General features: G+C 68.0%; 18 protein-coding genes. 10 read left to right on the forward strand and 8 right to left on the reverse strand.

Features of this window, described 5'->3' with window-relative positions; translation table 11 throughout:
- Positions 1-213: 213 nt before the first annotated feature.
- The 3 genes from GORHZ_RS14475 to GORHZ_RS29525 all read right to left on the reverse strand — a co-directional run bounded on the left by GORHZ_RS14475 (position 214) and on the right by GORHZ_RS29525 (position 3,901).
- Positions 214-1,458, reverse strand: a complete 1,245-nt coding sequence (locus GORHZ_RS14475; protein WP_051998907.1) for an HNH endonuclease signature motif containing protein — start codon at positions 1,456-1,458, stop codon at positions 214-216.
- A gap of 188 nt (positions 1,459-1,646) precedes the next feature.
- Positions 1,647-1,988, reverse strand: a complete 342-nt coding sequence (locus tag GORHZ_RS14480; protein WP_040532020.1) for a type VII secretion target — start codon at positions 1,986-1,988, stop codon at positions 1,647-1,649.
- A 104-nt stretch (positions 1,989-2,092) separates the two neighbouring features.
- Complete coding sequence (locus tag GORHZ_RS29525; protein WP_006334205.1) at positions 2,093-3,901, reverse strand: alpha/beta hydrolase; 1,809 nt, start codon at positions 3,899-3,901, stop codon at positions 2,093-2,095.
- 200 nt (positions 3,902-4,101) lie between these two features.
- Here GORHZ_RS29525 and GORHZ_RS14490 point away from each other — a divergent pair, with 200 nt between their 5' ends.
- From GORHZ_RS14490 to GORHZ_RS14500, 3 genes are all read left to right on the forward strand, one after another.
- A complete protein-coding gene (locus GORHZ_RS14490) occupies positions 4,102-5,565 on the forward strand; it encodes a cytochrome P450 (RefSeq protein ID WP_006334206.1) in 1,464 nt (487 codons plus the stop codon).
- Positions 5,566-5,708: 143 nt separating this feature from the next.
- Positions 5,709-6,104: a hypothetical protein gene (locus GORHZ_RS14495; RefSeq protein ID WP_006334207.1), complete on the forward strand. Its 396-nt coding sequence runs from the start codon at positions 5,709-5,711 to the stop codon at positions 6,102-6,104.
- A 3-nt stretch (positions 6,105-6,107) separates the two neighbouring features.
- Complete coding sequence (locus tag GORHZ_RS14500; protein WP_006334208.1) at positions 6,108-6,539, forward strand: MaoC family dehydratase; 432 nt, start codon at positions 6,108-6,110, stop codon at positions 6,537-6,539.
- A gap of 25 nt (positions 6,540-6,564) precedes the next feature.
- Here GORHZ_RS14500 and GORHZ_RS14505 read toward each other — a convergent pair whose 3' ends face one another.
- Both GORHZ_RS14505 and GORHZ_RS14510 read right to left on the reverse strand, forming a co-directional pair.
- Positions 6,565-7,035: an SRPBCC family protein gene (locus tag GORHZ_RS14505; RefSeq protein ID WP_006334216.1), complete on the reverse strand. Its 471-nt coding sequence runs from the start codon at positions 7,033-7,035 to the stop codon at positions 6,565-6,567.
- 5 nt (positions 7,036-7,040) lie between these two features.
- The gene (locus GORHZ_RS14510) at positions 7,041-8,369 is read right to left on the reverse strand and encodes an aspartate aminotransferase family protein (protein WP_006334217.1); all 1,329 of its coding nucleotides are present in this window, start codon (positions 8,367-8,369) and stop codon (positions 7,041-7,043) included.
- 121 nt (positions 8,370-8,490) lie between these two features.
- Here GORHZ_RS14510 and GORHZ_RS14515 point away from each other — a divergent pair, with 121 nt between their 5' ends.
- A complete protein-coding gene (locus tag GORHZ_RS14515) occupies positions 8,491-10,071 on the forward strand; it encodes an aspartate:alanine exchanger family transporter (protein ID WP_006334218.1) in 1,581 nt (526 codons plus the stop codon).
- On the opposite strand, the gene GORHZ_RS14520 is transcribed toward GORHZ_RS14515, so the two are convergent.
- The gene (locus tag GORHZ_RS14520; RefSeq protein ID WP_006334219.1) at positions 10,052-11,107 is read right to left on the reverse strand and encodes a nucleoside hydrolase; all 1,056 of its coding nucleotides are present in this window, start codon (positions 11,105-11,107) and stop codon (positions 10,052-10,054) included. The genes GORHZ_RS14515 and GORHZ_RS14520 overlap by 20 nt on opposite strands.
- Before the next feature lie 50 nt (positions 11,108-11,157).
- On the opposite strand from GORHZ_RS14520, the gene GORHZ_RS14525 reads away from it, so the two are divergent.
- The 4 genes from GORHZ_RS14525 to GORHZ_RS14540 all read left to right on the forward strand — a co-directional run bounded on the left by GORHZ_RS14525 (position 11,158) and on the right by GORHZ_RS14540 (position 17,306).
- The gene (locus GORHZ_RS14525; RefSeq protein ID WP_006334221.1) at positions 11,158-14,409 is read left to right on the forward strand and encodes a hypothetical protein; all 3,252 of its coding nucleotides are present in this window, start codon (positions 11,158-11,160) and stop codon (positions 14,407-14,409) included.
- 6 nt (positions 14,410-14,415) lie between these two features.
- On the forward strand, positions 14,416-14,994 hold the full coding sequence (locus tag GORHZ_RS14530; RefSeq protein WP_006334223.1) for a hypothetical protein: 579 nt from the start codon (positions 14,416-14,418) through the stop codon (positions 14,992-14,994).
- Complete coding sequence (locus GORHZ_RS14535; protein WP_006334225.1) at positions 14,991-15,494, forward strand: hypothetical protein; 504 nt, start codon at positions 14,991-14,993, stop codon at positions 15,492-15,494. Before GORHZ_RS14530 ends, GORHZ_RS14535 begins: the two co-directional genes overlap by 4 nt.
- 120 nt (positions 15,495-15,614) lie before the next feature.
- Entirely contained in the window at positions 15,615-17,306 is a 1,692-nt protein-coding gene (locus GORHZ_RS14540) for an AMP-binding protein (RefSeq protein WP_006334227.1), read from the forward strand.
- A 61-nt stretch (positions 17,307-17,367) separates the two neighbouring features.
- Here GORHZ_RS14540 and GORHZ_RS14545 read toward each other — a convergent pair whose 3' ends face one another.
- Together GORHZ_RS14545 and GORHZ_RS14550 are read right to left on the reverse strand one after the other, a co-directional pair.
- Entirely contained in the window at positions 17,368-17,892 is a 525-nt protein-coding gene (locus GORHZ_RS14545) for a GNAT family N-acetyltransferase (protein WP_006334229.1), read from the reverse strand.
- A gap of 17 nt (positions 17,893-17,909) precedes the next feature.
- On the reverse strand, positions 17,910-19,025 hold the full coding sequence (locus GORHZ_RS14550; RefSeq protein WP_040532055.1) for an alpha/beta hydrolase: 1,116 nt from the start codon (positions 19,023-19,025) through the stop codon (positions 17,910-17,912).
- Positions 19,026-19,223: 198 nt separating this feature from the next.
- On the opposite strand from GORHZ_RS14550, the gene GORHZ_RS14555 reads away from it, so the two are divergent.
- Positions 19,224-19,628, forward strand: a complete 405-nt coding sequence (locus GORHZ_RS14555; RefSeq protein WP_006334233.1) for a VOC family protein — start codon at positions 19,224-19,226, stop codon at positions 19,626-19,628.
- A 71-nt stretch (positions 19,629-19,699) separates the two neighbouring features.
- Positions 19,700-20,044, forward strand: coding sequence for a hypothetical protein (locus GORHZ_RS14560; RefSeq protein ID WP_006334235.1), 345 nt, complete (start codon positions 19,700-19,702; stop codon positions 20,042-20,044).
- The last annotated feature ends 92 nt before the right edge of the window (positions 20,045-20,136 follow it).

The raw sequence follows: 20,136 nt of genomic DNA on the forward strand, positions 1-20,136 counted from the left end.
GGCACACGGGGTGCGCTGCTGTTTCACACTATGGAGTTCTCAAGGAACGTGCGTCCGGGAAGTTCCCGGGTGGTCTGGGTTGGTCCGGTCGTGCTGCTCGACGGTGCTTGCTGTGCTGCTGGTCCGGGCTTCTCGGCCAGTCCGGCCTGCCGGTCGGTCGTTCTTTCGTGCTCGGTCGTGTTCGGGGTCGGGCGTTGGGTCAGGCCCGCTCGGTCAGGCGGCGACGCCGTCGAGGTGCATCGTTCGCCGGTTGTAGGCGGGTATCGGGGTGCGGTTCGGGTCCTGCTCGACGGGTGGCAGTAGCCAGGGATGCCGGTCGGCGCCCATGATGATGTCCCAGCCGGAGGCATGGATTTGGGCGTGACACGAGGTGCAGAGTAGGCAGCCGTTGTCCAGGTCGGTGGGACCCCCGTCAGCCCAATGGTGGATGTGGTGGCACTGTGTATATCCTGCTGCCGCACCGCATTTGACACAGCACTGGTCGCGGACGATCAACGCCCTGCGTTGATGGTGGGTGAACAGGCGCTGCGGGTGTCCCATGTCCAACGGCACCTTCTCGCCGTCGACGATGATCGCGGTCACCGTCGCGTCACAGGACAGCGTTTTCGCCAGGGTCTGCGAGATCGGGCCCAGCCACTGCAGGGCGGCGGCATCGGGGGTGTCGGCCGGGACGGTCAGATTGAGGTGCGTTTTCGGGGCCGCCACCAGATCGGTGACCCCCGAGTTGGCGGCGTGGGCGGCCGCGTCGAGGATCATCTCCAACGCATCCGCGCGGCGCTGCCCCGCGCTGCGGGCATCCTCGGACCCGTCGGGTTCGGGACGTTTACCGGACAGGGACTCGATCGCCGACACCAGTTTCTCCCCGATCACGATGTCCAGGTTCGCCTGTACCTCCAACCGGCCGTCATCGGTGGGCGTGGTGGACCACTCGTTGATCGTCCGGTCCTCACCGGCCGGCACACCACCCTGCTCGTCGGCGATCTGGTTGCCGAGCTTGCGGGCGGTGTCGAGCACCTCGCGCGGGGTGGCCCCGGCAAACGCCTGGGCGAGCAGGGTGAGCTGGTGCTCGATGCGTGACACCTCGCTCAACGGTTCCGGCGACCGCTTCTCGATGTGCCTCATGCCGCGGACCAGGGCGTCGACGTGTTCACCAGAGAAAACCCCGTCCCCGCTGTAGGCGGCGACCCGTTCCAGGGTGGTCAACGCGGCGGCGATCCGTAGCCACCGATCCGCCACCGTGGGTGCGGCACCCATCTCGATCAACAACGCCCGGGTTTTGCCGCCGGTCTGACGGGCCACCCCCAACCGGTCCAGCGCCCCGGCGTGCACGGCGAGTTGATGGTCGACCACATTCCGCAGGCCCATCAGGAGCTTGGTGGTGTCGAACACCTCACGGCCGGTGGCGTCGGAGGTGATGGTCAGGTCACGGACGGTGGGGAGCAGGGTGTCGATCGGCATGACCCCATCGTAGTCGAACACCTGTTCGAACACAAGGCCTTGGATGAGCTATATCGACTGTGCTGCAAGGGTTTTAACCACGATCGGACCGGCTCAGACAGTCACCATACCGTGGGGCTACGACAGCTATTCTGCGTCGCATGAGGCGATGCCGCGAGGATGCTCTCGGTGCGGCGTCGAGGGCGGGGTCAGACGGCATCCGGACGCCGATCGACCTGTCCATGCCTGGAGTCGGTGCCATCATCGGCGTCCGGATGCCGGGCGAGTTCGGGGACAACCCCCAAATCATCGTCGGTGGCCGCGTACACTGCCGCGGCGCCGGCAGCCGCCTCGGCCATCGCCTCGGCACGGCGGGCCAGACGTGCGAGATCGGTGCCCCAGGCCACCGCGAAGTCGGCGACAGCGGCCGACACCGCCGGCGCCCAGTCCCCGCTGTGGTCGGCGGCGCGTCGGCTCGCGGCATCGAGATCTTCGGCGGTCTGCCGCCAACCCTGGGCGATGCGTCGCACCACCGGCGGGTCGATGTCCATGTGCAGGCTCCTCGTCGGGTCGGCCGTGGTCTCGGAACCAGTGATCTCGGGACACAGGGGTCTCGGGAAGCAGTTGGGTCTCGGGCCGTCGGTGGTGCGACCTGTCAGTCGTCGCGCCGACGGGCCGGGTCCAGGCCCGTGAGCACGTCGAAAGCGCTCTTGCGGTTCTCGTGGGTGATCTCGTCGCCCCGCCCGACGACGATCTTCGCGAGATTGTCGAGGGACTCCGTACCGGGCTTGAAGTAGGCGGTGTGCGAACCGAACGGCCCGGACGAGCCGAACTCGGCACGGAACCGTTCGCCGCCGAAATGGGTCGCCGCCGGATCGGCACCCAGCCCGCCGACACCGGTCCACGGACGCCCGTCGAGACCACCGAGTTTGGCGACCGGGTCATCCGATGCCGCACCGACATAGACGTGCTCGGGCCCGATACCGAACTCGGCGGCACTCGCGGCGCCGCCGGCCCCCGGCGCGCCGAGCAGTGTCACCGAGTCCACCTCCTCGGCCAGACGGCCGCTGTCACCGGCCCACCCGAGGGTCGTCGCGCCATAGCTGTGCCCGATCACGTGCAGGTCGAGATGATCGCTCTCCCCGGTGCCCTGGCCGGTCCCGGATGCCGCGCGCGCCGCCGCGAAGCCCTCGAGGTCGTCGGCGAGGTATGCGCCGCCGTCGCGGGCGGCTCCCGCAGCGGTGACCGCTCCCAGGTCGGCGCCGCTGGGAGCGTCATAGCCGATCCAGGCCACGGCGGCCAGGTCGCGATGCGCGCCGTCGGCCGCCCGGAACAACGTTGCCGCGGTCCCCGCGGCGTCGGCGCTCCCGGAGATGTCGGTGGTCATGCCGGGCACGTTCCAGGCCACGTGCCGGGCCCGGTCGAGATCGCCGATCGCGATGACGCTCTTGCCGTCCCCGCCGAAGGCCGCGGGGTCATAGCCGTAGAGCTGCACGGTGACACCGGGCGCGTCCCGCGTCGCGCGGTGCAGGGCATCCTGCACCGACGTCGCGTTTCGCCATCGCTGCATGGCCGCTCGCCGCAGGGCGGGCTCGCCGGTGGAGTCCAGGATCGCCCGCGACTCGGCGAGATCCCGGCGCAATACCCGCCGGTTCGCGTCGTCGCGGACCCGGGCGGGCAACCCCGGTCCGTTGCCGAGCCGTTCGGGAAAGTCCCGCATCATCGCCGACTGTTGTGAGGCCGTCAGGCCCGCCCACCAGCGGGCACGTTCGGCGGGGGAGCGCTCCTGCTGGTCCTCGCCGCCGTGGTGCGGGCCGATCGTGGCGGGCCCGGTGCGCACCGGTGTGGCCACCGCGTCGCCTGACCGTGGCGGCGACTCCCCGGTGCGATCGACACCGCCGTAGCGGTCCAGCGCGGTGACGAGCGCATTCTCGTTGGCCGCGGCCGCTTTCCGCAGCCGCAGGTTGTCGGCCGTGTACTCGGCGACCAGCGCCGCCAGTTCGTCGGCTCGGTCGCGCCACGTCGCGAGTCGGCCGTCCGGCAGCGCGCCCGGCGCGAGGTCGGCCATTTCCCGTTCGAGATCGGTGACCGCCCGATCGAGTCCGACACGCCGGTCCGACAGTTCGCGCTGCGAACTCTGCAGCCCGGCCAGCCGATCGGCGTAGGCGGCGAAAGCCCGCGCGGCCTTCACCAACCCGAGGCGGGCGGTGGCGTCACGCGCGATGACCCCGGCGGTGGCAGTGAGGTAGGCCGCCGCCGCCCCACCCGACCAGATGGCGCCGTGCTCGCCGATCGCCGAGGTCGCCGTGCCGGTCAGAAAATCCTGCTGATCCGCCACGACTGACGCCGCGCCGACGAGACCGCCGATCACCCTCTCGACATCCTCGGTGTTCCCGTGCACCGGTGCCGTCGGCTCCGGGTGCGTCGGGACGTCGAACGGCAAGGTCATCGCCGGCAGGGTCATCGGGCCTCCTCGATGTCCGGATCTGTTCGTCGGTTAGATGTACGCCGTGCCGCGACAGTTCCATCGAAATCCGCGGTCGGATTACTGGTCTTCTCGCGGCGCGGCGACGTACACTCGCCAATGAGACAAGATTCATCATTCGTTCCAACGATGCCGATCGGTCTCGGGGCAGTGGAGATCCGGATGTGGGGAGTGCACCAATGCAGATGCAGACCGAGGCGCTGAGGCAGAGCGCGACGAAGACCTTCCAGAAGGTGCTGGGCGCAGCGTCGAGCGCATATCCGTCGAAGGTACGACCGCTGGCCGAACCTCCAGCCGGGTCTGGGCTGAAACCGGTGATGGGGGATCAGGGCTTGCCGTACCTCGGCCACGGACTGGAGTCCCTCGCCGACCGCGGCTCACTGAAGATGGCGATGGATCGGTATGTACGCTTCGGCCCGGTCTTCTGGTCCGGCTCGGTGGGGATGCCGATCGTGACGCTCATCGGTCCCGAGGCGCTCGAGACCGCGTGGATGAACCGGGACAAGGCATTCTCCAGCGAGAAGGGGTGGGAGCCGATCATCGGCCCGTTCTTCCACCGCGGGGTCATGCTGCTCGATTTCGAAGAACACATGCAGCATCGCCGCATCCTGCAGCAGGCATTCATGCGTCCGCGGCTGCTCGCTTACCTCGACCTCATGACCCCGCTCATCAGCCGGACCCTGTCGGAATGGAAAGTCGGAGAGGGCTTTCCGATGTACACCCAGACCAAGGACATGCTGCTGAAGCTCGCCAGCGAGGTGTTTGTCGGTGTCACGCTCGGTGCGGAGGCCGACCGACTCGAGGAGGCCTTCGAGGCCGCGGTCCGTGGCGGGCAGGGCCTCATCCGGGCCGATGTCGGGTTCGGGACCTGGTCACGGGGCCTGCGCGGTCGGGAACTACTGCAGGACTACTTCCGGTCCGAGATCCCGGCCCGTCGGGCCGGCGACGGCGACGACCTGTTCAGCGTCCTGTGCCGCAGCGAGAGCGAGGACGGGTTGATGTTCAGCGACGAGGACATCGTCAACCACATGATCTTCGCGATGATGGCCGCCCACGACACCAGCACCATCGCGTTGTCGATGATGACGCACTTCCTGGGCCGGTATCCGCAATGGCAGGAGCGACTGCGTGTGGAGTCACTCGCGCTCGGGAAACAGACCCTCGACTACGACGACCTCGACGCACTGCCGAGCCTCGACCTCGCGTTCAAGGAGACGCTGCGCTACAACTCGCCGGTCGGAATGCTATTCCGGCGCACGGTGAAGGACACCGAGGTCATGGGGTACTACATCCCGAAGGGCACCGAGGTGGTGCTGCATCCCTGGGCCACGATGCACCGCCCCGAGTGGTGGCCGAACCCGGAGGTCTGGGATCCGGAGCGGTTCTCGCCGGAGCGTCGCGAGGACAAGGTGCACCGGTTCGCGTGGGCGCCTTTCGGCGGCGGCGCCCACAAGTGCATCGGCCTCTATTTCGGTGGCATGGAGGTGAAGTCGATCATGCATCAGCTGCTGCTGAGGTTCGAGTGGTCGGTACCGGAGGACTATCACCTCCAGCTCACCTACGGTACCGGACCCCAGCCGGCCGATGGGCTGCCGATCGACATGCGCCGCCGGGCCGTGAAGCCGCTGTCGACGTCCGTGTGAGCCGCGCGCTCACGGCTGTCCCGGTGCGAGCGCTCGGGGAACTTGGGGTGGTCGGTCGTGGCGGCCGCGGCAGTGAGCCGACGAGGCGATAAGCGTCCAGCCGAATGACAGGCGACGGTGCCGCGGATTCGCTAACGTAAGTCATGGCAAAAGACCTGGTGGAGGGCATGACCTTCACCGCCTCCGACCCGGTTGTGGTTGACGGCGACCTCGTCGGTGCGTTCGGGGCGGTTCTCGGGGCGACGAGCGACGCCTTCACGATCCCCGTCATCGCCCGGGTCGCGACCCTGCTGGTCCGCGTCGCCATGGACGCCGACGTCCTCCCGCACGACGGTGTCATGCATACCGCGGAGTCGCTCCGGATCCGGCGCGATCCGCGCACCGGTGACGTGCTGCGCGGCCTGCTGACGGTGGAGACGATCCATCATCGAGCCGGGGCCACCCAGCTGCAGCTGCGCAGTGACATCCTTGCCGACGGCGAGGACAGTCCAATCGCGGTCACCACATCGACGTTGATCTTCCGAAACCCCGGGGAGTAAACGATGCCATCCGCCGAGACCGAGGTTCGCGTTTCCGAACCGGCACAACTGATCTGGGATGTCGTAGAGGAGATCTCCCGCGACCGCGTCAAGCGGTACGCGCAGGCGTCCGGTGACCGCAACACGATCCACATCGACCCGAACGCGGCGCATGAGGCGGGACTCGCCGATCCGGTCGCCCACGGGATCCTCATCCTCGCCCTCATCCTGCGTCATGCCGACGAATGGACGCGCCGCAACGGCGCACGCATCACCGGATGCGACACCCGGTTCATTCGACCCGTCTACGTCGGCGACGTCGCGACCCTGCTGCACCTCACCGGACGCTGCGCCGCACCGGGACAGCTGACGGCCACCGCGACGGTCCTCGATCCCGACGGAGCCGCCGAGTCGACGGTGATGCGGCCCATCCGGATCCGCTACGAGGCGGTCTGACCGCGGCCCTCCGGTGGCCGGGTGTTCAGCGACCGTGCTCGTCCGAGTCGAGGATGCGCGCGGCGCGCTCGAGATCGTCGCGTAGCGCGCGCGGTGTCAGCCGCCGCAGGATCGGGATACCCGGCGCCAGGGCGATCGGTACCGTCAGGAACGCCCGCACGTCGACCCGGGTGCGCCCGTCGTCGCGGGAGGTGACCTGAAGGGTGAGGCTCGCATCGACAAACCACCACCCGCCTATCTCCGTCCACCGCCGGTGGGGCTCGTCGTGGGTGACCTCCATCCGTGGTGCCAGGCATGGCACGACCGTGACGTCGGTCCACGTCGTGCCGGTACCGCCGGGACGCCGGCCGGCCGGCATGAAGTCGTCGATCCGCCGCAGGCTCGCTTGCCATTCCGGCCGCATCTCGGGGTCGACGAGGTAGTCGAAGACGGTCTCGGCCGGGCTGTCGAAAACCACTGAGAGATCGGCGATCTGGCTCCGGTAGGTGGATCGCATGACGGTCACACCGCCCGCACACAGTCGGCGATGGCCTCCCCGAGGATCTCCAGGCCCAGACGGAGGTCGTCGTCGGAGATGGTCAGCGGGGGAGCGATCCGGAAAATACCGCCCATTCCCGGGAGTTGGACGACGTTCATGTGGAGGCCGAGGTCGAAGCAGCGTGCGGTGATGGCGGCTCCGAGCGCGTCGGTGCGCTCGCCGCTACCGGATTCGTCGGCGAGTTCGATCCCCTGCAGCAGACCACGCCCGCGGACATCGGCGACCACCGGGTGACGTCGGGCGATCTCGCCGAGTCCCTCGCGCAGTACCGTGCCCGCTGTCGCCGCCCGGGCGTCGAGCGCGTCGCGGATCAGCACGTCGAGGACGGTATTGCCGACCGCCGCGACGAGGGGATCGGACACATGGGTGGTGAAGAACAGGAATCCGCGTTCGTGCGCGACCGCCTCGATCGCCTCTGACGTGATCGTGGCCGCCAACGGCAGCCCGGCACCGAGGGTTTTGGACAGCGTGAGGATGTCGGGCACGATGCCGTCGCGTTCGAAGGCGTACCAGGTGCCCGTTCGGCACAGACCGGTCTGTGCCTCGTCCACGATCAGCAGCATCCCGCGCTCGTCGCATTTACGTCGCAGTGCCGCGAAGTATCCGGCGGGAGGTTCGATCACACCACCGGAGGAGAGGATCGGTTCGACGATCACGGCCGCGAGCGAACCCACCGACGCGGCGTCGACGAGGTCGAAGCCGAAGTCGAGCTGCCGTTGCCAGTCCAGCGAACCATCGGCGGCGGTGAAGTCGGGCCGGAACGGATTCGGCGTCGGCAGCACCAGGTTTCCGGCCGCCACCGGCCCGTAGCCGCCGCGGCCGGCGCTGTAGGTCGCCGCGGCCGCGGCGTGTGTCATCCCGTGCCACGACCGCGAGAACGAGACGATCTCATGTTTGCCGGTGACCAGTTTGGCGAGCCGGATCGCCGCCTCGTTGGATTCGGCGCCGGTCGTCAGCAGCATGACCTTATCGAGCGGTGCCGGGAGCGAATCGGCGAGTCGTGCCGCGAGATCCAACACCGGCTCCGACAACATGCCACTGAAGAGGTGATCGAGCGTCGCGATCTGGCGGCGCACCGTCGCGACGATATCCGGATGGGAGTGCCCCAGGATCGCAGACATCTGCCCGGAGGTGAAATCCAGGATGCGCCGCCCCTCGGAGGTGAACACACAGCTTCCCTCCGCTCGCGCGATCAGTTCGGGCGCCAGGGTGCCGCCGTACCGGATGAGATGACGCGTGAACTCGCCGGATGCCGTGTGGTCGGGGAGATTCCGGGTGCTGCCGATGGCCATGTGTCTCACGCTACGTGGCTCCCGGCCCGTCGACGAGTCGGCCGCGAAACGCCGGTGCTGGTAGCCGGCAGACGATATGGTCTCAGGGTCGGCACCTTCCGAGCGAGCGTCTGGGGATGCGATGCACTGGTTCGTCGAGAGTCCACTGCTCACCCTCTTCTTCTGCGTCGGCGTCGGCGCACTCATCGGGCGAATCCCGTTCGGACCGGTCTCTTTCGGCCCCGCCGGGGCGTTGTTCACCGCGCTCGCGCTATCGGCCATCGACTCCGACGTCGCGCTCCCGACGATCGTCACCAACCTGTCGCTGTGCGTGTTCTGCTACACGGTCGGTATCGCCGCCGGCCCTGCGTTCGTCAGCGCGTTGCGCACCGGGTGGAAACCGGTACTGGTGTCGGTGACCGCCATCATCGCGATGGCGGCCACCGCGCTCGGTGTCGGCAAGGCACTCGATTTCGACATCGGCACCATCGCGGGTGCATTCTCCGGCGCGGGCACGGCGACCGCAGCTCTCGGTGCCGTGCAGCAGCAGCTGGCCGGTGACGGGGAGATCCCGCCCGAGCCCGCCATCGGCTACGCCGTGGCCTATCCCATCACGGTGTTCCTGACGATCCTCGCCTGCGCGTACCTGATCGGCGTGGGCCGGCGTAAGCCCACCGCCGAGGATCGCGAGAAGGTGGCGCCGATCGTCGTGCGCACGATGGAGGTGGTGGGCAACCCCGGCCTGACGGTGCACGATCTCGGCAAGCGATACGAGGCGGTGGTGTCCAGGCTGACCCGGGGCGGGAAGACAGTCGTCGCCCATGATGCCGAGAGCATCGAGTCCGGCGACCTGTTGACCGTCACCGCGCGTGAGGACGTCTTCGCGCGGCTGGTCGCCGAGCTCGGACATGAAGCCGCCGAGGAGGTCTGGCTGAACCGCTCGAACATCGACTTCCGGCGCATCACGTTGTCCAACCGTGGCTACGTGGGTCGTGAGCTCCACGATCTGCGTCTGGAGGAGAAGTACGACGCCGTGGTCAGCCGGGTGCGTCGCGGCGACGTCGACCTCATCGCGACCCCGGATCTCGTGTTGCAGAGCGGGGATCGACTCCGCGTCACCGCACCACGCGACCGGCTCATCGACATTTCCAAGGACCTCGGGGATTCCGAACGCACCGCCGGCGACATCAACCCGATCGGGCTCGGTCTCGGCCTCACCATCGGCCTCATCCTGGCCTTCGTTGAACTCCCGCTTCCCGGCGGCGGCACACTGGTCCTCGGTACCGCCACCGCACCGCTGATCGTCGGTGTCGTCCTCGGCGCACTGGGACGTACGGGTCCGGTGGTGTGGACGTTGCCCGGGAACGTCTCGAACACCCTCAATCAGTTCACCCTGATGGTGTTCCTGGTGGCGGTCGGCACCGGCGCCGGTTCCGGCCTGGTCACCGCGCTCGCCGATGAGGGCCTGCAGCTGGTGGTGTTGGGACTGACCATCTCCGCCGCGCACGCCCTGGTCTGCGTGTTCGCGCTGCGCTCGCTGCTGCAGTTCGGCACCGCCCGCGCGCTGGGCGGGCTCACGGGATCACAGCTCAACCCGGCCCCCTACGCCTACGCCATGGGTAAGGTTCCCGATCAGCGGGTCGCTCTCGGATACGCGGTGCTCTTCCCCGTCAGCATGATCTTCAAGGTCTTCCTGGCCCAACTCATGGTCGTGTACTTCTGAGTCGACGCAGGTCGACGTCATCGATGGCTGTGTCGGCGCTGTCGGCGCCCGGGTCGACCAGACGTGCGCGCACCGCGACCGCGTCGACCCCACGGGCGATCAGGTGCGGCCCATCGATGTCCGGCGAGCCGACGACCCGGACCGCCTCGTGGTCGGTACGGACCCGCGCCCGACCGTGACACCAGGTCGCGATGTCGGGTGTCAGCGCGGTCGCGGCGGCCACCAGATCGTGACAGGGCGTCGACCACGGGTGGGCGCGCCCGGCGAGGCGACGGCGCAGCCCGTAGGCACGCATCGACTCGAAGCTCACGACGCCGTTGCGCGGGAGGTCGTCGACACCCAATCGCACCGCTCGAGAGACGTCGAGACCCACCCACCGCACCGGCAACCACGTGGCGCGGGCCACCGCCACCGCGGCGGTCGGATCGACGCGGGTGTTGGTATCGGAGATCGTGCGCAACGACCGATCCCGGCCCACTCCGACTCCGGCGAGGACCACCACCGCGCTCAGCCGACCGAGTCCCTCGGCGTCGAGTTCGATCGCGCGCGCGAGGTTCGTCAGGGGGCCGATGCACAGGACTGTGCCGCCGGGATTCTCGTGCGCGTACCGGCTGATGACCTGCGCCGCACCGGGTTCGTACCGCGGCCGCCGACACCGCTGCGGGCCCCGGAGCGTGCCGCCGAGGCCGTCGAGTCCGTGTACCGCCGATGGACGCCATGCGTTCGGGGGTGTGCGATCGCCGCACCAGATCTCGCACCCGGGCACCGCCGCGGACACGTTGCGGGCCGCCGCCATGGCCGATACGTTTCCCCATGTCGTCGTCACTCCCCAGAGTCGATGAGCCTGCGCCACAACACCGATCGCGATCAGATCATCGAGTCCGCCGTCGGTGTCGACGAGGATGCCGGGTTCCGGGGACATACCCACAGTGTCCGTCACGCCGCCGAGCACGGTGCGCGCGACGTCGGTGAGCAACTCTGCCCTTTCGGGCAGATGTCGCTGCCCCGCCGCACGTTCGTCCGGATCTTCCGCCATCGGGCCGCACCGGGGATCGTTGACCGGGTCTCGAGCGAGAGCGAGGAATCATGCGCACCCGCGACAACGATCCGGGCGATCGACAGAGCGCGGCGCCGAAGGCTTCCCCGGAGAAGCCGGCGTCGCCGTCAGCGCACGACGCCCGGCTCGCCGCCGGGCCGCTGAATCGTGCCGCCCTACCGGCGTTGCAGCGGGCCACCGGCAACGCGGCCGTGGCAGCGCTGCTCAACTCGCACAATCCGACGAAGCCGGAGGATACGCAGACCACCCCCGTCGGCGCCGACGAGCCGGTGGTGCAGCGGACGAAGGACTACAACCTCGATCCGATCTTCGGTGGCACCTACAACGAGGTGGAGATCACCGGGCTGCAGGGCAAGCAGTTCATCGAGCAGGCGGTGGGCAGCACCGCGTCGTATCCGCTGGGACGGCATCTGCGGGCCTCGACGTCGGGTGCGAACAGCCGCCGCGACGGCAACTTCGGTGTCGAGCTGCCGCCGCAGACCTGGAACTACGACAGCTACAAGAGCGCCACCTGGGACCTGGCCCTGCAGATCAAGACCGGCGGTGTCGGCAAGAAGCCGATGTCGATGCACAACTGGGCGTTCAGCAACATCGAGGTGACCGAGACCTTCGAGGTCGTCGACGGCGGAACCGTCGCACCCGGCAAGGTATCCGGACCGGTGTACGGGATGGATCAGAAGATCCCGGTCGTCCTCACCGGACGCAATGCGAAGGAGAAGGTCAGCTTCTCCGAGTACTTCAAGGTGACATCGGGGTGGAGTGTCGGCCGCGAGGTCGTCGACTCGACGACGTTGACACGGTCGATGAGTTTCGGGTTCGGACCCAAGCTCGAGGATGCCGCCAAGAACAAGGCGGAGGGCGAGTTCGCTCTCAGCTCCACCAACACGGACACGATCTCACACAAGATCGCGACGATGGGCGGGGGAGCGACGACCGGTGGCAAGGGGGCCGCCGGCGAGACCACGTTCACCGGCATCGACGCGACGACACCCGACGGCCGCCCGATCACGATCCGCAAGTACGTCTATCCCGTCTACGAGGTGAAGAACTTCCTCGTCACGGCCTACCCGCACAACCCGAAGACCGCGGAGGTCACCGGCAAGAGCCGGGTGACGGTGCCGGTCAGCTCCTTCGTCCTGGCGCGCGTCGAGTCGATCGATGCCGACGCCGACGGCAAGGTGGAGGCCGCCAATCAGCCGTCGCCCGCCCAGAATGCCGAGGATCAGCGGCGCAGAGCGGAGATGGCGGGCAGGGAAGTCGGCAAGGCCGGCGGCGTGCGGCTCAAGATCGCGCTGGAGCGCGAGATCGATGCGCAGAAGGACTTCGACAACCAGGACTTCTCGCAGGTGCTGAGCCAAGGCGAGACATCCCGCGCCGTGACGAAGGAGTGGACCAGCGAGACGGTCAATCAGTTCAGCGTCACCACCGCCGACGGCAAGAAGGTGTCCGGGACCGGCGGATGGTCACTGTCGGCCGGCGGTTCGTACGCGGGTCTCGGCGCCAAGATCGGATACAGCGAAATCGAGTCGACCACCGGCGAATTCGGGGACCAGGTCCTCAACAGCGGCTCGTCGGGCAAGGCGCAGACGGTGAAGGTCAATCAGGAGGTGGCCGGGCCGGCCGCGGGCAGCGGCAAGAACGTCCAGGTGATCGTGATGCCGATCTACCGCGAGCGGGTGTACGGCTACTACGCCTATGACGACGCGACCGGATCATGGACGCAGCTCCCGATGAAGGGACGTAGCAAGTACTACTACCCGGTCGGCTCGGTCACCACCCAGGACGTACCGCCCAAGAGTGAGCTCAAGCCGGAAGGACACGAGAAACTCGAGGACAGGGGCACCGCGGAGACGGCGAAGACCGCCAAGAGCCTCAAGGCGCAGATCGACGCCGAGAAGGACCCCGCGAAGAGGGCCGAGCTCGAAAGGCAACTCGAGCAGTCCCTCGCCAAGGGGCGAGAGGCGTTGGAGGAGACCGTGCGTCGCGCCCACCCGTCACTGGTCGTCATCGACCGCGACAAGAACCTCTACGAGATCGAGATCCCGGTCCCGGTCTCGGCATCCGACCAGGCCGCGGGCGCACACAGCACGGAGATGAAGAAGTACCGCAGCACCCTCGAAGGTCTGATGGACTTCACTGCTCCGAGCGTTGCCGCCCACAACGCGGCCGATGCGATGGCGACCACCGACACCAACCCGGCCGACGACGTCACCATCACCTCGTCGGCGGCGCTCGGCGGCACGGGTGCGCAAGGCGGGGTCAACCCGTTCCCGGGTGACGTCGACATGTCCGAGTCGATCCGGATCGTCGCGCCCACCGCCGATGCGGCAGCGGACGCGTTGGCCGCCGCGATCCAGTCGACCGTGACCAGGGCAACCGCCCCGCGTACCGACGGCACGCTGGGCTACACCTTCCACGGGTGCATGGTCGGCGTCTACCCGCCCGATGCCAAGAAGGCCGGGAGCGCAGTGAGGTTCACCGCCGCACAGACCATGGAAGGCCGGCTCACCTATCCGAGGAAGAACGGGACGACGGGAACCCTCACCCTGGCACAGGCGATCGCCGCGCCGGCCGCGGGACGAGCGGCGAACACCTACTGGCGCGGCCCGATCGACGAGGCCGGTACCTACGGCGAGATCACCAAGGTGCTCAACTACGACGCGGTCAAGCAGGGATCCGACGACGAGCACCTGTTCGGCACCCCCAAGGTCGGGCAGAGCTTCCAGGAAGTCGGTTTCGGCCGCGAAGGCCGCCACGACACCGAGCGTGCCCGGCTGCTCGAGCCGCTCGGCAGGGACATCGCGAAGTATGCGGCCGATGGCAACTGGGTGAAGGCGACCAAGCGGGCCTACACCGTGGCCCGCATGCTCAACGACGTGGCCGCGCTCAATGCGTTCGCCCCCCCGCTGGGCAGCCCCGTCTCGCAGCTGAAACAGCTCGTCGACCACATCGAGATGTTCACCCACGACGTCGTGAACCCGAGGATCGACGACAAGCTCCGCGGCGGTATCGGCACGTCGATGGACGACGAGCAGGCCCTGAAGGAAGCTCAGCGGTTGCAGGCCAGGATGTCGGGGGTGGACACCGCGAAGGATCTGACGCCGGCCATGCAGAAGGCGATCGACGCCGGTGACGGCAAGATGACCCGAAATCCGAGGGTATACGCGATCATCGAGAACGAGATCGTCAAGCCGCTCAACGCGCGGATCAAACACGACGTGGAGTTCGGTCGACGGTGTCACGACGCCCTGATCGCTCACGGCTACCTCAAGGGAAAGTGAGCCGGCATGCACGTGCCCAGCTTTGCCCTGATCCGACTCACCCGGACAGTGCTCGACGACGACCACCCCTGGGCCGGTGGCGCGCCGCCCGACATCCGCCACGACACCGGCCGGGTGGTTGTCGACTACGACTGCCGCGCGGCCGCCGATCGCCCGGTCGTCCGGACCTACACCGCGCACATCGCCGTGCCGAACGACCGTCGGTGTTCCTGGGACCTTCCGCTCGGAGACGACTACCGGCTCCTGGTCGAGACGCGGGGCTTCACCGACGACGACGGCGGGGTGGTCGTCGACGGGCGGGTCATCTCGAACTACCAGACCCACCTCGGACCCCTGAGCGCGTTTGTCGGCCCCAACGCCCTGCATCTGCACTCGATGCGGCTGCCGGTCGGCGAGAGCAGCGCGGTCGGGGTGCTCGACGACGAGGTCACCGGTCGTATCTTCCGCGAGTATCAGGAGATCGAGGTCGAGGCGATCGTGGTCACCCCGCCGCACTCGTTCGTCCGGGGGATGGAGGAGAGCGCGACGGCGCAGGAGCGTCGCTGGGGTGACTGGAGTGCGATCAGCAAGGCGGGCCTGCGATGACACCGCACAATCGCGCCGCCGACGCCTGGCGAGACGGGCACATCGTCGCCGCGCGCCGCCAGTACGAGGCGATTCTGGCTTCGGACCCCGGGGACTGGGGAGCCGGGTTCCAGGTCGCCTGGCTCGACGGCATCTTCGGCACGCTCACTCTCGACCGGCTCGACCGGCTCCGGCGACCGGATCTCTCGGACGCGGCCGAGCGTGCTCTCGAAGCGTTGCGCGGCATGGCCGAATATCCCACCCCTCTCGAGGGTGAGGAGAGCGACTGGGACATCGAGGCGCTGCGCGCGCGAGGCCACGAGGAGGAGTACTCGAGCTGGTGGGAGGCCCACGGCAAGTCGGCGGCCAAGGCCGGACTCTACGGTGTCGCGGACGCATGTCTCGAGGAGGCGGAACGTCGCGAGCCCTCCGGGGCCTACTGGGACCCTCCATCGTGGACACACTCGCTGCCCGCGCTGTTGGATGCGCACCTGGCGCTGGTCGCCGACCCTTTCGCCTGACCTGCGAGTCGCCTGACCTGCAACGGGTCGACGGGCCGGTCGGCTCGCGGGTGGTGTCACCGGCCTGCCGCCCCTCTTCGGGGGGTGGTCACGACGGAGTGTGACCGGGATCATAGGCGCATGACGAGTAACACCGACCTCTACCGGGACAGTCGTGACCACCTCATCGCCCTCATCGGCGACCACGACAAGGCGGTGAGCGAGTTTCGCTGGCCGGAGCTGACCGGGCGATTCAACTGGGCGACCGACTGGTTCGACGCGTTCGCCCGCGGCAACGATGCCCGCGCACTGTGGATCGTCGAGCAGGACGGCAGCGAGCTGACGGTCACCTTCGACGAGATGGTGGAGCGGTCCGACCGGGTGGCGACTTGGCTTCGTCAGCTCGGGATCACCAAGGGCGATCGGGTGATCTTGATGCTCGGCAATCAGGTCGAACTATGGGAGACGATGCTGGCGGTGATGAAGCTCGGCGCGATCGTGATGCCGACGACCGCTGCGCTCGGGCCCGATGACCTACGCGACCGGATCGACCGCGGCGCCGCGCGCTGTGTGATCGCCAACGCTGCCGACGCGCCCAAATTCGACGGCATCGAGGGCGATTACCTGTCGATCGCGGTGCGCGGCGACGTGGACGGGTGGATCTCCTACACCGACTCGGCGACGGTCACCTCCGCCGGTCCGTTTTCCGCCGACACCACGGTGGACGAACCCATGCTGATCTACTTCACCTCCGGCACCACGAGCCGGCCGAAACTCGTCGAACATTCCCAGATCAGCTATGCGGTAGGGCATTTCACGACGATGGCCTGGATCGGAGTCAGGCCCGGCGACGTCCACCTCGCCATCAGTTCACCGGGCTGGGCGAAACATGCGTGGAGTTGTTTCTTCACCCCGTGGATCGCCGAGTCGACGATCTTCGTCTATAACTACGGCCGCTTCGACGCGGCGGCCCTGATCGACCAGCTCCGGCGGGCGAAGGTCAACACCTTCTGCGCGCCACCCACGGTGTGGCGCATGCTGATCCAGGCCGACCTCGGTGAGCGGCCGGAGGGTCTGCGAGAGCTGCTCGGCGCCGGCGAACCCCTCAATCCTGATGTCATCCGGCAGATCGAGGACGCCTGGGGGCTCACGATCCGCGACGGTTTCGGCCAGACCGAGACCACCCTGCAGATCGGCAACACCCCGGGACAGCCGGTGAAGCCGGGCTCGATGGGCCGGCCGATGCCCGGCGTGCCGGTGGTCCTCATCGATCCGGTCACCGGGAAGGAATCCGACGAGGGCGAGATCTGCCTCGACCTCGACGCCGGTCCGGTCAACCTGATGACCGGCTATCTCGGTGACCCCGAACGCAACGAGCAGGTGATGGCCGGCGGCTACTACCACACCGGCGACGTCGCCGCCCGCGACGAGGACGGTTACATCACCTACATCGGCCGCACCGACGACGTGTTCAAATCCTCGGATTACAAGGTGTCGCCGTTCGAGTTGGAGAGTGTGCTGATCGAACATCCCGCCGTCGTCGAGGCCGCGGTGGTGCCACAGCCCGACGACACCCGGCTGGCGGTCCCGAAGGCCTACATCGCACTCGCCGCCGGCTGGGAACCGACCGCCGACACCGCCCGGACGATCCTGGAGTACTCGCGCGATCATCTTGCGCCGTACCTCAAGGTCCGACGTGTCGAGTTCTTCGAGCTGCCCAAGACGATCTCCGGCAAGATCCGCCGCGTCGAACTGCAGCAGCGCGAGGCGGAGGCCCACCGCAACCACACACCGATCGGCACGGAGTTCCGCTACGAGGATCTCGTCGACTGAGCGGGGTCGGCCCACGCGCATGCCGATCGTATGAATCCGGCTCCGCCTGGCGGAGCCGGATTCATACGATCTGGCTGCTGTCCGGGTCGGTCCGGGCGTCGAGGATCAGTTGCAGGAAAACCAGATCCAGCCAGGACCCGAACTTGGTGCCGACCTCGGGTAGCAGCCCCACCCGGGTGAAGCCGAGTCTCTCGTGGAGTCGTATCGACCCGATGTTGCCCGCCTCGATGCCCGCGACCATGACGTGCTTGCCGAGGCTGCGCGCCCGCTCGATCAGAGCGTTCATCAGCAGCCGACCGACACCCCTGCCCTGGGCGTCGCCGCGGACGTACACCGAGTGCTCGACCGTGTGCCGGTAACCGTCGAAGGCTCGCCAATCACCGAAACTGGCATACCCCAAGACCTCCCCGTCATCGACCGCCACCAGCACCGGATAGCCGATGCGTTGACGGTCGGTCAGCCACCTTTCGCGATCGGCGGTGTCGACGGTGCGGTCGTTCCAGATGGCGGTGGTGTGTTCGACGGCGTCGTTGTAGATCGCCGTGATGGGGGCGATGTCGCCTCGGTGGGCGTCACGGATCTCCATGACGGTGGCCGCGGAGTTCAGTGTGTCTGCTCGGCGGCCGGGTCGGGGGTGACGTGGCGGCCGGAGAGCTCACCCAGTGCGCGGAACATGCGCTTGGAGGCCTCCGCCCAGGGCATGAGGATCGGGAACACGTGGAACATGCCGTATTCCTCCATGGCATAGACCCGCACACCGGAACCCTCGAGGCGTTTGGCGAACTCACGGATGCCGTCGCGGAACATCTCGTCGGCACCCCAGCACACGAAGGTCGGCGGGAACCAGTCCGGATCGGGTTCGGCGTAGACGGCCGAGACACGTTTGTCGTTGGGCTGCACACCCTGCAGATACGGCATGACCGGCACATTCCAGGGGATGATGTCGAGTTCGGCGTTCTCCATCACCGACGGCCGACTCAGGTCCAGGTCGACCTCCGGCGAGAACAGCGCCACGGCGGCCGGTGCCGGCATCGACCGGGTGTGCAGATAGGAGACCAGCGACGTGGCCAGCCCACCTCCGCCGGAATCACCCGCGACGACGAGGTGTTCGGCGGACGCACCGCGATCGAGCAGCCCCTGATAGACGTCGGCGGCGTCGAGCACGCCGGCGGGGAAGGGGAACTCCGGTGCCATCCGGTAGTCGGCGATGAAGACCTCCGCGCCCGTGTGGCGTACCAGCGCAGCGGCGAAGGCGGAGTACATGATCGGCGACGTGCCGATGTAGCCGCCCCCGTGTAGGTAGAGGATCGTCGCGCCGATCGCCTCCTTGTCGGCCGATTCGTCGACATACGCGTCGGAGCTGGCCTTCGCGCGACACCAGATGCCGGGGACACCACCGATCGTGTCGTCGACGATCTCGACGCCGTCATGCAGGCCGACGAACGGGGGCATCACCGCTCGGCAGATCTCGTCGAGGATCTTCTCCATCGACCGGAACTCCTTGATCGGCAGACTGACCGAATAGCCCATGAACGAGCGGATCACCTGACGCGTGACCGATCGCCCGAGATTGTCGAGCAGGCCGCTCGGCCCCTGCCACGGTTTGCGGAACGGCACCCGCGCGAGGCCGTTCAGCATGGTCTCGGCGAGTCCGACCACGGCCAGGGCGGTCACCGGCGCAGATGCCGTCTGCACCTCGGGACGATCGGCCATCACCATGGTGGTCATGGTAGTGCCGGGGCCGCCGCGCGGCGCGCCGTCGGGATCCGACCATACCCACCGTCCCCGCGTGAGCACGCGGGCCGGGCGGGGATCGGTGCCCGAGCGGGCCTGGGGGCGAATCACTTTGATCCCGATGAAGCGTCGTGGACGCGCCCGGCAGATACTGAGGATGTTGCCGACGAAAGGACCCGACCGATGCGGCTCAACCTGATGAGCGTGTTCGTCAACGATCAGCGCGCGGCGCTCGCCTTCTACACGGACGTGCTCGGGTTCATCAAGCACCACGACATCCCTCTCGGTGCCGCCTCATGGCTGACCGTGGTGTCGCCGGAATCCCCTGACGGCCCGGAACTCCTGCTCGAACCAGCAGGTCATCCCGCGGTCAAACCGTACCGGGACGCTCTCGTCGCCGACGGCATCCCGCTCGTCCAGTTCGCCGTGGACGACCTCGAGGCCGAACACCGGCGCCTGACCGACAAGGGCGTGGTGTTCACCATGCCGCCGACCGACGTCGGCACCGCGATCATCGCCGTCATCGACGACACCTGTGGGAACCTCGTCCAGCTGGTCGAGGCGAAACCGGCCGCCGACGCGGGCTGAGCCGGCCGGGCCCGCCGGTCCCCGGCTGCATTCCCGCGTTCGAACAAATGTGCGAACATCGTGATGTGGGCATGCAGTGGATCGGCGGCGACAGCGGCCAGCCGCGCCCGCCGGCGTTCGTACGGGTCGGCCACAAGGCCGTGCTCATCGACCTGAACGCGTTGTACCCGAACGCCCCGCACTTCTCTGGCGAGTACCACCCCGACGGGCTGCAGATCCGGTCGGTCCACCTCGGCGTCCTGACCGAGTGGGGCCGTGACGAATGGGGCGCGTGGTACGGCAAGGTGACCTACACGATCGCCGCCAAGGACCGGCAGGAGAAGGTGACCCACTGGGTGCCGGCATGGGCGTTGCGTCCGGCCGACTGCCCGCCCGGCGACGCCTCCCGACGACGCCCGCGCGGACACCGGAGCTAGCCCCGAGCCGGCCGACCGTACACACCGCGTAGGTGTCGCCGGTCACGTCCGAGGGGCATGGGACACTACCTCGGGTCATTTGTCCCCGGGGA

It is taken from the genome of Gordonia rhizosphera NBRC 16068 (assembly GCF_000298195.1).
GTDB lineage: Bacteria > Actinomycetota > Actinomycetes > Mycobacteriales > Mycobacteriaceae > Gordonia > Gordonia rhizosphera.